The organism is Eikenella sp. NML120348 (genome assembly GCF_001648435.1).
GTDB classification, from domain to species: Bacteria; Pseudomonadota; Gammaproteobacteria; order Burkholderiales; family Neisseriaceae; genus Eikenella; species Eikenella exigua.
In genome coordinates this window covers 122,390-134,875 of sequence record NZ_LXSP01000001.1, presented here as the reverse complement: position 1 = coordinate 134,875, position 12,486 = coordinate 122,390, and the positions used below count along the sequence as shown (strand labels likewise).

The 12,486-nt window shown below is 53.0% G+C and carries 11 protein-coding genes; 6 read left to right on the top strand and 5 right to left on the bottom strand.

The genetic code is table 11. The annotated features are described in order from the left end of the window. Nucleotides 1-28 precede the first annotated feature (28 nt). Together A7P99_RS00605 and A7P99_RS00600 are read left to right on the top strand one after the other, a co-directional pair. Nucleotides 29-361, top strand: coding sequence for a DUF1304 domain-containing protein (locus tag A7P99_RS00605; protein ID WP_067446408.1), 333 nt, complete (start codon nt 29-31; stop codon nt 359-361). A 346-nt stretch (nt 362-707) separates the two neighbouring features. Further along, nucleotides 708-1,367 carry a hypothetical protein gene (locus tag A7P99_RS00600; protein ID WP_067686195.1) on the top strand — a complete coding sequence of 220 codons (660 nt, stop codon included), beginning with the start codon at nt 708-710 and terminating at the stop codon, nt 1,365-1,367. Nucleotides 1,368-1,578: 211 nt separating this feature from the next. Here the strand turns inward: A7P99_RS00600 and A7P99_RS00595 are convergent, their stop codons facing one another. Beyond that, nucleotides 1,579-2,487 (bottom strand): AraC family transcriptional regulator, encoded by a 909-nt coding sequence (locus A7P99_RS00595; protein WP_067446402.1) that lies wholly within the window; start codon nt 2,485-2,487, stop codon nt 1,579-1,581. Between the two features lie 271 nt (nt 2,488-2,758). Between A7P99_RS00595 and A7P99_RS00590 the strand changes: the two genes are divergently transcribed. Together A7P99_RS00590 and A7P99_RS00585 are read left to right on the top strand one after the other, a co-directional pair. Beyond that, nucleotides 2,759-3,100, top strand: coding sequence for a carboxymuconolactone decarboxylase family protein (locus tag A7P99_RS00590; protein ID WP_067438680.1), 342 nt, complete (start codon nt 2,759-2,761; stop codon nt 3,098-3,100). Between the two features lie 73 nt (nt 3,101-3,173). After that, nucleotides 3,174-3,560, top strand: coding sequence for a rhodanese-like domain-containing protein (locus A7P99_RS00585; RefSeq protein WP_067446399.1), 387 nt, complete (start codon nt 3,174-3,176; stop codon nt 3,558-3,560). A 193-nt stretch (nt 3,561-3,753) separates the two neighbouring features. On the opposite strand, the gene A7P99_RS00580 is transcribed toward A7P99_RS00585, so the two are convergent. From A7P99_RS00580 to A7P99_RS00570, 3 genes are all read right to left on the bottom strand, one after another. Further along, complete coding sequence (locus A7P99_RS00580) at nt 3,754-4,338, bottom strand: biliverdin-producing heme oxygenase (RefSeq protein ID WP_067527555.1); 585 nt, start codon at nt 4,336-4,338, stop codon at nt 3,754-3,756. Between the two features lie 158 nt (nt 4,339-4,496). Continuing rightward, nucleotides 4,497-6,785 carry a TonB-dependent hemoglobin/transferrin/lactoferrin family receptor gene (locus tag A7P99_RS00575; RefSeq protein ID WP_369799375.1) on the bottom strand — a complete coding sequence of 763 codons (2,289 nt, stop codon included), beginning with the start codon at nt 6,783-6,785 and terminating at the stop codon, nt 4,497-4,499. 239 nt (nt 6,786-7,024) lie between these two features. After that, nucleotides 7,025-7,990, bottom strand: a complete 966-nt coding sequence (locus A7P99_RS00570) for a transferrin-binding protein-like solute binding protein (protein ID WP_067446391.1) — start codon at nt 7,988-7,990, stop codon at nt 7,025-7,027. Nucleotides 7,991-8,286: 296 nt separating this feature from the next. Between A7P99_RS00570 and A7P99_RS00565 the strand changes: the two genes are divergently transcribed. After that, a complete protein-coding gene (locus A7P99_RS00565; protein WP_231863691.1) occupies nt 8,287-9,681 on the top strand; it encodes a porin family protein in 1,395 nt (464 codons plus the stop codon). Between the two features lie 193 nt (nt 9,682-9,874). Here the strand turns inward: A7P99_RS00565 and A7P99_RS00560 are convergent, their stop codons facing one another. Further along, nucleotides 9,875-10,789, bottom strand: a complete 915-nt coding sequence (locus A7P99_RS00560) for a hypothetical protein (RefSeq protein ID WP_067686192.1) — start codon at nt 10,787-10,789, stop codon at nt 9,875-9,877. Nucleotides 10,790-11,043: 254 nt separating this feature from the next. Here A7P99_RS00560 and mpl point away from each other — a divergent pair, with 254 nt between their 5' ends. Continuing rightward, complete coding sequence (gene mpl / locus A7P99_RS00555) at nt 11,044-12,423, top strand: UDP-N-acetylmuramate:L-alanyl-gamma-D-glutamyl-meso-diaminopimelate ligase (RefSeq protein WP_067446382.1); 1,380 nt, start codon at nt 11,044-11,046, stop codon at nt 12,421-12,423. Nucleotides 12,424-12,486: the final 63 nt, after the last annotated feature.

The following is a 12,486-nucleotide window of genomic DNA, read 5'->3' as shown; positions in this document are numbered from 1 at the left end:
CCATAACTAACGAATAAAAAAGTAAAATATGTCTACCCTCTCGCAAATCCTCGCTTTACTCACCGCCACTCTGTTCGGCTACATCATGTATCTCGAAACTTTCGCCACTACTTCCCCCCCCACCACCCGCGTATTCAAAATCACGCTTCAACGTGTGATGCGTAACCAAGGCATCTACAACGGCTGCACTGCCCTCATGCTCGTCTACGCCATCCTGTTTGCCTCCCAGCCGAAAGAATTCGCCGCCGTTTTGCTGCTCAACTGCATCACCGTTACCGCCTGCGGTGCGCCCCCCAACAAAAGCATTCTGTTCAAGCAAGGCGGGCTGCCTATTTTGGCTTTGATCAGCCTGTGGTTTTAGTAGACAGGAAAAAGGCTACCTGAAAAAGATAGATTCGGTTGCAGATAGCCTATGATATTTACAAACTCCTCGTCTTTTAAAGTGTAGTTTAAAACAAGCAAACAGAGTGCGCAGATACATCGAAAATAGACAGCATCCGAAAACGCATTGTGAAGAAATACGCCAAAAACGAGGCCTTATAAATGCATCAATCCTTATATTGTGCGAGCCAACATCTAACAACCAAATTTTGGGTGGATACCGTGTCTTATCGGCTACGATTTTGAAAAACACAGCAATTTTCTTTACAATACCGCCCAGCAGCAATGCTGACTTATCCAACCAATATTGAAGAAGGAATGACTTTATGAAATCTAAACAAGCACTTTGGTTGTTGTGTGTATCTGCCGTACTCGGCCTTTCCGCCTGTGGTGGCAAAGGCGGCGATGAACAAGCCCCCGTGCAACAGCAACAAGCTTCGCAAAGCCAGGAGGGCAGCCAGCAGGCTGAGAGCGGCAGCCAGCAGGAAGCAGCTTCTATGGATAACTTCCTGAGCAATGCCCAAGCTTTGCAGGCAGCGGAAGATTCCCTCAAAGCCCTGCCGCAGTTTTCCGGCAAGGAATTGAATGTATTTCAAAACGTTCAATTCTATGGCAGCAACCGTCCGCGCATTGAAATCGACATCCAAGACCCGGAAAAACCGGATAATATCGACCACTACACCTATGAAGACGGCAAGTGGAGCGAACCGCAACCGGTGCAGATTTCCGGCGGCGGCGACATGAAAGACAACGTTACCCCCCTGAACGACATCAAGTTTGCCACCGTGGCCGCCATCGCCAAAACTTGGAACGAGAAAGCCAAGGAAGTGGAAGCCACCGAAACCGAGCTGACTTTCACCAGCTTCCAACTGTGGGTGCCGGACCAAACCCGCCGCTGGATTACTTCCACCATCGAAACCCCGCGTGCCAAATACTCTATCGATTTCAACATGGACGGCACTTTGAAAGACTTCAGAAAACAGTAATATAAAGAACAGTTTAGAAAGTAAACAAAGGCCACCTGAAAACGTAGCGCAGGAAATTTCTGCGAAGCTAAAAGTTTCAGGTAGCCTTTTATCTGGAATAAGTAAAACCAGATATACCGCCATATGCAACTAAAGGCTACCTGAAAGCACAGCGAACACAGCGCATGTTTTCAGGTAGCCTTCATTAATTAAAACACTATTCTCACTATTCTCAAGCCACAGCCTTCTCTGCCTCTTCCAGCTGCTGTACGCGGTATTGCTTCGGTGTTTGCCCGAAATACTGTTTAAACGCGCGGTTGAAATGCGATTCCGACACAAAGCCGTTTTCCAACGCAATGCGCAAAATCGTATCCGCACTTGCCGCCAGCTGCACTGCCGCCTGCTGCAAGCGGATAGACAGCACAAAGCGGTGCGGACTCACCCCGGTTACCGATTTAAACAAACGCATCAGCTGTGCCCGCGAAAGTTTCGCCATTTCCGCCATCCGTGCAATTGGCCACTCATCCTGCGGCGCTAGCAACACCGCCTGCAACAGCCCGCTTAGACGTGGGTCTTCCAGCTGCGACAAAAAAGATGGGGCACTGCTCTGCTGCCGATAGCGTCGCAGCACGGCCACCAGCATCACCTGCGAGAGCGCGTTCACCACCGTACCGCTACCATAGCGCAGCCTTTCCGCCTCATCCAGCATCATCGATGCCGTTTGCCGCATTTCCGGTAGCGGTAAAAGCAGGTATTCCGGCATACCCAGCCACAGCGCTGCATGGCGCGTATAGCGGTATTGGCCGCACAACAGTTGCAAGCGGTTGCCGCCGCAGTCTTTCACTGCCAACACTCCGTTTCCGTGAAGCTGCGGCTTGCCCGCTGGTTGCGCCAAACCCTCCAAACTGTCGGTAATACTGTGTGCCGTATCATAGGGAAGCAGTACCGCATCGCCCGTATGCAAAGCCACTACTTGCCCGTCACCTACCCGCAGCCAGCCGCTGCCCGACACCACCCAATGCAGCCGCGCTGTTTCCGGCTCGGTTTCGTGTACCAAGTGAAATCCACCGCCCAGCCGGCAGCACACATCAATCCGACCACGCAGCCATGCCAGATAAATTAATTTGTCTAACACATCCATTTTCATTCTCCTTATTGGCCGATGGCGGAAATATATCGCTAAAACACTTATTCCTTCATACAGCGTTGGCTCGCCTTGCCGTACTTTTACCGTTCATGGCTCGTCGCCTTGTAGGAAAAAATAATTGTTTCAGCTATAGCACGCAGTCAAAAGAATGAGACGATCAGTCAATTCTTACTCTAAAACTTATGCCATCATGCACCACATCAGACAGTTTCGATAAAAGCTATCCGTTCAAATTTCATTTGAGTTTATTGCTAAGGATAACATCATGTTTTTAGATTGGAAAAAACACGCTACCCACGTTAAACAATCCTTTACCAAACTCGGCAAAGACCACCCCAAAATGCTAGCCGGCTATGCCGCCCTCGAAAGCGCTGCCGCAGCCGAAGCGCTGGATGCCAAAACCCGCGAACTCATCGCCCTGGCCGTGGCCGTTACCACCCGCTGCGAAAGCTGCATTTCCGTACACGCCCAAGCCGCTGTGAAAGCCGGTGCCACCGAGAGCGAAGTGGCCGGTGCGCTCGCCACCGCCATTTCCCTCAACGCCGGTGCCGCCTACACCTACTCCCTGCGCGCCCTCGAAGCCGTGGAAGACGCCCGCGAAGCCTAAACCGGTTTTCAGGTAGCCTTTAATGAATAACAGGCTACCTGAAAAACTCCCCCGCCATCAAGAAAGGTACCTCATGAAGAAAACCCTCTCTCTAGCCGCCATCGCCCTGTTGACCGCCCTGCCCGTTGCCGCTTCCGCCCACGGCCAGCACAGCCGCAAGCCTGCCCAACAACAGAGCCAGCCGCGCCACGCCCCCGCCCGCCAAGAAGCCGTGTGGATCGACGTGCGCACGCCCGAGGAATATGCCGCAGGCCATCTGGAAAACGCCAAAAACATTCCGCACGACCAAATCGGCCAACAGATTGCCGCCCACGTTCCCAATAAAAACACCCCCATCAACCTCTACTGCCGCAGCGGCCGCCGTGCCGAAGCCGCCAAACAAGTGCTCGAAAGCATGGGCTACACCAACGTGCAAAACCGCGGTAGCTATGTACAGCTTACACGAGCCAACATACGATAATATTTGCAGTTTGACCCAATATCTGAAGCACTTATTCCTTCATACGGCGTTGGCTCACCTTGTATCAAGAAATAAGTGCTTCAGCTATATACAGTATCACCAAAAAAGCCACCTGAAAACGCAGCGCAGCGAAGTTCCTGCGAAGCTAAGATTTCAGGTAGCTTTTTGTTATGCCGGATACAGCTGGCAATCCTTACGCGGCTTCGGGCAACGCGAAGATTTCGCGCAGCAGTTTTTTGTAGAAGGCAAAGGCGGTGAGTGCGCCTTGCAGGGCTTGTTCGCGTTCGCTATTGGAAATGTCTAGGTTGTTCAACTGCTCGGCGAAGCGGCGCCAGTGTCTGCCCCGGCCGTCGGCGTGGGGGCCGAGGTGACGGGCACCGTGTTCGGCGTTGTAGCCAAGGTTGTTTTGCGCATCTTTAAACAAGAAGGCGGCGCCCACATTGGAGCCTTCAGCACAATAAAGCCAGCCCAATGCTTCTGCGCCTTCTGGCTTGGGAATGGGCAGGGAAACGGCTTTTTCGGCAGCGTTCAGGTCTTGTAGGTCGAGGATCACATCATCATAGCGAGCAAGCTCGGCCAAGCCGGTGATTTTTTCGTTGAGCTGCGGGCTTTTGTAGATGTCGTCCACAATTTTATGGAACACGGCTTGCAGCTGCAGGAAGCGGATGTAGTTTTCGGTGTTGTCGAAAGGCTTCACCGACATCACCAGCTCGTCCACGCTGTCGTGGGTGGTGCGGCAGTTTTCTTTCAGGTATTGCTTGAAAGGGATATCTTGCATGGTTTGTTTTCCTTTTTTAAAGTGTGTAGCCAACGTAATTCCAGGTAACCTCCCAAGAAGTGCAGCGACTACCTGAGCGACTACCTGAAAGTGTAAGCTTCAACGCAATTAAAACGAAGCTTCCGCAAGGAAGCGGAGTTTCTGCCATCGGCAAGGATTTAAAACTTAGCTTCAATAACAAGGCTGAAATTGCGGCCCGGGGCGCTGAAGCGTTCGATACCGGCATGGGTTTGGTTGTTCACACGGTTTACGGTGCCGAATTCGCGGATGCTGCGCAGGGTTTCCCAGGTATAGTAGCGGCGGTTAAACAGGTTGTAGATGCCGCCACGTATAGTAATGTGTTTTCTGAACTGGTAATTCGCAGTCAGATCGGCCAGCCAGATGTTGCTGCTGTGGCGGACAAAAGGGAAAGTGCGGCCAGTATCGTCATAGGAGGCGATAGTGTCTTCTGGTTTTTTGCGCGCGAAATAGCTGATATTCAAATCCACACCCCAACGGTTGTCGGGCTGCTGGTAGCCGAAACCGATAACACCGTTAAACGGCTGGATAGCGTTAATCGGAATACGTCCGTCAGCTTCGCCTTTGGTGTAATTGGCGGCCAACGTAGTATACATGCCGGCAGGCAGGCCGATGCTGTCGAGATTCCAGCGTGCTTTCAGCTCCAAACCTTTAATTTCGGCTTGGGAACGGTTTACGTTTTGGTAAACGTCGGCATATTCTCGGTTGCTCAAGGTTTTGTTGGTATAGTTCCAAGTCATAACCTCTCTGTAACCACGATGTACAAAATCGATGAAATCGGTGTAACGGGTGCGGTAGCCAGAAAGGCGTACATGCCCCCAATTGCCATGCACATCTATGCCCAGCTCAACGTTTTTGGAGCGTTCCGCTTTCAGATTCGGATTGGGCTCAACATAAAACAAGGTGTTGGGAAAGTAGAACCACATTTCATCGGTGGTGGGCGCGCGGAAACCGGTGCTGTATTTACTCTGCAAGGTTACAGACGGACTGATATTCCAATCCAGTGCAGCCACATAACTGGGCGAGCTGAAGCGCGCTTGTTGGTTCCAAATACCCTTGGCTTCGAGCTGGCCTTTTACATCGGGGTTGAAGCTTTCCGTATCCAAAGTGTGCATTTTGGTGTGGTCGTAGCGCACACCGAGATTCAGCTTGAAGCGTTCGTTAAAGCGCAGAGTGTTGTTCCAATAAAGATTGTAGTTATTGGATTGGGTGCTGACCAAAAATTCTTTTTCATCGCGGTCGGAAGCCAGACGATCGGGATAGAAAACGAAAGTCCAATAACTGGTGTTACTGTTAGTATTGCGTTTGTGAGATCCACCCACGCCATATGCCGTATCCCACAATACATTTTTGCCAAAATCGAGATGTTTTTCGGCAGCCACTTTGAATTGGTTAGTTTCGTAATTCAGACTACGGCGGATAAAGTAGTTTTCGGCACTGCGTCCCATTCGGCGGATGTAATCTTGAGTGGGAATATCCCAAGTCATGGTGGTCATGCGGATTTTTTGCCGGTCGAGGCTTACGGTCAGCTTATTCCACGGCCCCCAGTCCAGTAGGTTTTCATATTCTAGGCCAACGCGGCGGCGGTAGGCAACATCGCGGCGGTAGCGGTAGCTAGTGCTGTCATAAGCGCCAAAAAGATTAGATAATTCATCTGTTTCCCGATCTTGTCGTGTAGTTTCGTAAATGCCGCTCAGATAGTTGCTGTCGTTGAAGTGGTAACCGAGGCGGAATAAATCGGAATGGTCTTCGGTGTTTTGTGGGTCGGGAATGCCGCGCGCCACGCCGCTATATTTTGTGTTGCCGAATTGGTAGTTATTGTTGAAGCTGAGATTTACATCTTTGGCTTCGCTGTGGTTTTTAGTTTCATGTCCGTTGCGCACGGTACCAACCACCAAAGCGTCAAACTTGCCCAGTCGACCGGCAGCAGTAATGCTGGCCAACCATTGTTCGGAGCGGCTCAGATAACCGGTTTTCATCCCAACATAATAAGGCTTGTCTTCATCCACATAATCGCGCGGCGACTTGGTACGGTAAATCACCGCACCACCCAAAGCACCGCTGCCGGCCGTGATGGAATCCGCGCCTTTGCTGATGGTTACTTCGCTCATGTGCTCCAGCTCAGCGGCGTTGCGGTTGGCATTGAAATTGCCGTATGCACCAAACAGCTCCTGGAAGGCAGAGGAAGAGCGGCTTTCGCCTTGATCAAGACCGTCCACCACAATGGCCACACGGTCTTTATCCACACCCCGGATACTGAAACCGTTGGAGCCGGCCCGGCCGCCTTCGGCCACACTGATACCGGGGTCATAACGCACCATATCGCGGATATCCTGCACCATTTCTTTATCCAGCTGCTCCCGTCGGATACGTTCACGTCCCAGCTGGCGCGGCGTATGTTTGCGGCCTTGGATTTCAATGGTTTCCAATTGGGCAGAACTGGTGTCCTCAGTTTCGCCTGATGCCCAAACCGGGGCGGAAAAGATGCTACACAAAGCCAAGAATAAAATACTTGGTCGGTGTTGATGGATATGTGTTTTCATGATTCTATTAAAAAGTTTGAAATAATAAAGGCTACCTGAAAAACAATTTCATTAATTAGCCAAATATATTGCAGGGTGTGCGCCAAATTGACACATACCCTGCAAAAGGCTACCTGAAAATTAAATTAAGGAGTAAGCGGGGTTAAATCATTTGAAGTGGAGTTTTCATCACGGTAACTGCGCTGTGGTACTGAACCGCCGAATACGCTGTTGAGGCTTTGGTTGCTACCGAAAGTGATTTTCCCACCAATTTCGGTACCCGCCGGCCCATAATATCCTTTTTTGCCGAACAGGCCGCCACTTACTTGCCCATCAACGCCACCGGAGGTAACGCTGCCGCTGAAAGTATTGCCACTGAGAGTAACATCGCGGAAATTAATATCCGCGCCGAAATCCGCATTGCCTTTGATGGTGCCGCCCACTTTGCCGGTGTTGAAGTTAACAGTCAGCAAGGAACGTTTGCTTGCGTCTACTGGATTGTATGTGGAAGCCGTTACCGAGCCATCTTTCACACGGAATGCCCATACTTCATAAGTGGCTTTACCAGTAGGCGTAGTAGCACCGTTGCGCTTCTGCATATCAGCCACTGGCGCGGCAATACCGCCGGCAAACATATCGATTTGCCCATTGCCGATCCAAACACCGTAGCGAGTGGCAGTCAAATAGCCGGCGGGCAGGTTGGAATCGAAGCCTTCGCAGCAAACTAATAATTTATTGCCTTCCGGGGTGGATTGAGGGGTAATTTTGGTAGGTTGTGTTTTGTTGGGAACAAAACGGCCTGAAAAGTTTGGCGGGTTGGTAAACCCATCAAAAGCGTAATCTTTACCATCAGGTGCGCGATAGATGAACTTGTCGGTCGGGAAAGATTGACCAAACATCATCTGATTCCACGACACATAACGCAGTTGGCCGCTGCCTGTTTGGAAAACGGTAGGGGTATCGCCACTGGTCGCCGGGCCGAGAATTTTGCTGGGATCAGCCGGCATGAGCGGAGGCACAGGTGCAGTGCCATCGGGAATGGTTACCCCGCCGTTACCCGCACACCCTGCCAACGCAGCAGCCACAGACAAAGATAAAATTAGGTGTTTCATAGTTACTTAAGTAAGTCCTGCCTTCGTTAAAAATAATGGTAATATATCTCATTTTTGTAGATAAGGAAACTGTTTTGTTTGCATGAAATGTCCAAACTTAACGAAACCCTATCTATCATATTCTCATTATTTTCAAGAGACTATTTGTATATATGCAGATGAAAACGAGTGTGTTTCTGATTATTTCTACGTTGTGTGTTGCGCAACACAGCTGGGGAGACACCACACCAGAACAGGATCAGAAACGTTTTTTACAAACAGGGCAGCAGCAATGGCTGCGGCAGTTGGAAAATAATGTGCAAACGCCTGCAGTAACAGATGGGCAGCAAGCTGCGCCAGTGCTCACACAGCAGGATTTGCTAGCACGGCCACAATTATTGGCGCATATGTTAGTGCAGGTGTTAAACAGCCCACCACAGCCGGAATTGCTGGCGGATTTGACTTCGCTGTATGCGCAAATACCGCAGCCAGACACAGTGTTGCTGCGTCGTGCGCAAGGCATGCAGGCAAAATATACGGGCGATTACGCGCGCGCGGTGCAAATTTACCGGGAATTGGTGGCAGAAGAGCCGCAGGATGTACGCATCCGCCTGGATTTGGCGGCGATGCTGGCAGAAGATAAGCAATGGCACGAATCGGCGCAGCTATTTGAAACAGTGCAGAACAAGCCGGAAGTGCCGGCGGAGGTGCAGAATAATGTGCAACATTATCTGAACCATATCACCAAACAGCAGCAATGGCAGTGGAGCGGTGGGCTTTCCCCTTCATTTGATAACAATGTGAACAACGCGGCGCTGCCGCATTGCAGCCCGTTCGGCTGCAGCCGAGAGCGCGCAGAAGATGCAGTGGGCATAGCCTACAGCCTGGGCTTGGCAAAAAACCAGGCATTGGCCGGGCATCACAACCTGCGCGTGCAGCTAGATGTGAGCGGCACCAATTATTACTGGAGCAACAAGTCGGCCTACGACAGCGCCTACGGCCGCTTGGGCACGGGCTGGCTCTGGCAAGATGCGCGGCAGCGGCTGTTGGTGATGCCGTTTTACCAATTCCAGCTTAGCGGCACAGACAACTGGGAAAACCGCAAACCACAAAACAACCACACGCTGAAAATGTACATGTGGGCGCACGCTTCCGGACTGCGCACGGAATACAACCACCTGCTCACCCCGCGCTGGCAGCTTCATACCGCATTGGATGCCTATCGCCAGTATTACCGAATGAGCGAAAAAGCAGAAATGTATAACGGCTGGTATTTGGGGGAAAGCATTTCCCTGGCCTGGCGCGCCACATCGCGCAACACGCTGTATGCCGGGCTGAATTTCAACCAGATGCTGCCAGAACAGTCCACCCTGCGCAGCAAACCGAACAATGCCGCCTACCACCGCCACGGCATCGGCGCAGGCTGGATTCACGATTGGGATGCTCTAGGCGGCCTCTCCACCCGGCTTAACGTCTCCTTCGCCGAACGCCTTTTCCGCGGCACCGCGCTAAACATCACTCCGCAAGGCTTCCCGCCCGAACAACGCCGCGACCGCGAGATCCAATACTCTGCTTCACTGTGGCACAGAAACTGGACCATCCTAGGCCTAACCCCGAAGTTGAATTTCTCTTGGCAGCGCATCCGCAGCAGCCATGTGTGGGCAGAACGTAAAAGCCGGCAAGTATTTGTAGAATTGGAAAAGCAGTTTTAACGTGAGGCTACCTGAAAGCGAAGCAGAGCGGATACCCGTATCCGACAAAACTTGGGATGCCCTCGCCTACTGCTATTATGGCCGCAATGTCAGAGATGTCTGATTCAGAAATCCGATCTATGCTTAGTAGCTCACAACCATTTATGCACATTAAAACAAAAGGCTATCTGATTATTCAGGTAGCCTTTCCTCATCATTCCCCCGACGGCGCAGCATAATATTCCCGTTCCCGCCGCATCTGTTCACGGCGCAGTGGGGCAAGCAAGGTTTTAAGCAGCGCGCCGATCGGCACCACGGTGAGAATCATCCCCAGCAGAAACACGATATACACGCACAATACCAGCCGCCTCAAGAGCGGCGATACGTGCCCGGCGGCCATCACCAGTCTGCCCCACATCAAAAAGCTGCGGTGCCCCACGCGCTCGCTGACCATCAGTTTTTCGTTTATCTTCACCGCGCCCATGTGTTGCAGCAGCGTTTCGTCTAATGTTTCATCGTGCTGCAAAGCTTCGGCGGTGCGCTGCCCGAAACGCGCCGCATCGGCGATTTCTGCTTCGCTGATGCCCGCAGGCGGCAGCCAATGCACGGCTTGCCGCTTGCCGGTAAACATCCACAGCGGCGTGGTGATGAAGCTGGCCGCGCTGCCGCATTGGTCGATTTTCACCACATTGCCCACTAGCCGTGTGCCCGTATCGGCCAGCAAACGTTTCATTTTCTCCTGCGCCATCAGCCACATATTGCGACAGCCAATCAATGTGATCACCGGTGTATCGCGCAACACCCGCCGTGCGGTTTCGCTTTGCAGAAACGCTGTAATCGGCTGGGCGGGCGACAAAAACCACACGCTGTAGGCAATCACAACCAAGTCATACCGCTCGTGTGCCAAAACAGGCGGCTCGATGGGGGCGGGTTGCAAATGTACGGTTTCGGGGAAGGCATCGAAAAACGGCAGGAAGCGCCAGGGAAAAGCAAACGGCTGCGCCGGCCGCAGTACCACGTCGTCCACTTCAATTCCTGCCGCGCCGCGTATATCGCGCAGAAAACTCTCTTTCAGGCACGCCAGCTGCCCGCTCTGCGAATACGACACCACCAATACACGTTTGCTCATCGTTATCCCGGCTTCCCAATTCAAAACGGCGCGATTCTAAATTTTAGCGGTTTTATTGTCAAATCAACGGGTTTATTCTGAAACAGGCTGGATGAAACCATGCTGAATTCTGCTCAAACATCACTTTCAGGTAGCCTGCTGTACGGTAAGGCTACCTGAAAGCCTAATCTGCGGCATAGCAGGAATCGCCATGCCCGCCGCCGCGCCAATCCGCTATAATTCCGCCTTTCCATTTCCAGATAAGGCTTTCGGCTATGCAACACATCCACATTATCGGCATCGGCGGCACATTTATGGGCGGGCTGGCCGCCATCGCGCAAGAAGCGGGCTTCAAAGTGAGCGGCTGCGACGCCAAAATGTATCCGCCGATGAGCACGCAGCTGGCTGATTTAGGCATTGCCGTACACGAAGGATTTGATGCGGAACAACTGAGCGAATTTCCTGCCGATGTGTATGTGGTCGGCAATGTGGCCAAGCGCGGCATGCCGGTGATTGAGGCCATTTTGAATCGCGGCCTGCCTTATGTGTCCGGCCCGCAATGGCTGGCCGAAAACGTGCTACACGGCTGCTGGGTGCTCGGCGTGGCCGGCACGCACGGCAAAACCACCACTGCCTCCATGCTGGCCTGGGTGTTGGAATATGCCGGGCTGGCTCCAGGCTTCCTTATCGGCGGTATTCCGCAAAACTTCGGCATTTCCGCCCGCCTGCCGCAGGCGCCCAAAGCCGATCCGGCCAGCCGCTCGCCGTTTTTCGTGATCGAAGCCGACGAATACGACACCGCCTTCTTCGACAAGCGCAGCAAATTTGTACACTACCGCCCGCGTACCGCCATTCTGAACAACCTCGAATACGACCACGCCGACATTTTCCCCAACCTCGCCGCCATCCAAACCCAGTTCCACCACCTCGTGCGTACCATTCCCGGCCAAGGCCTGATTGTGTGTAACGGCCGCGAAGAAAGCCTGCAAGCCGTGTTGGCGCAAGGCTGCTGGACGCCGGTGGAAAGCTTCGGCAGCGCAGAAGGCTGGCAGGCCGGCGAGCCGGACGAGAATGGCGCATTCGATGTGCTGCACCACGGCCGAATTGTCGGCCATATCGCCTGGCCGCTGTTGGGCGAACACAACCGCCTCAACGCACTGGCCGTAATCGCCGCCGCCCGCCACGCCGGCGTGAGTATTCAGGTAGCCTGCGAAGCGCTTTCGCAATTCCAAAACGTGAAGCGGCGCATGGAAGTGAAAGGCTGCGTGCGCGGCATCACCGTGTATGACGACTTTGCCCACCACCCCACCGCCATTGCCACCACCGTGGCCGGCCTGCGGCAGAAAGTGGGCGGCGCGCGCATCATCGCCGTGCTCGAACCGCGCTCCAACACCATGAAGCTCGGCAGTATGAAAGCCGCCCTGCCCGAAAGCCTGGCCGAAGCCGACCAGGTGTTCTGCTACGGCGGCGGCGTGGAATGGGATGTGGCCGCCACCCTCGCCCCGCTCGGCGGCAAACTGCATACCGGCAACGATTTCGACGCCTTCGTGCAAAGCATCCTGAGCAACGCCCGAAGCGGAGACCACATCCTCGTGATGAGCAACGGCGGCTTCGGCGGGATCCATCAGAAGTTGCTGGATGGCTTGGCAGAGTAGGTGTGAGGCTGGTAGAAAGCTGAAAATACATTAGTAAAATTTCAGGTAGCCTCTTCCTTGCAC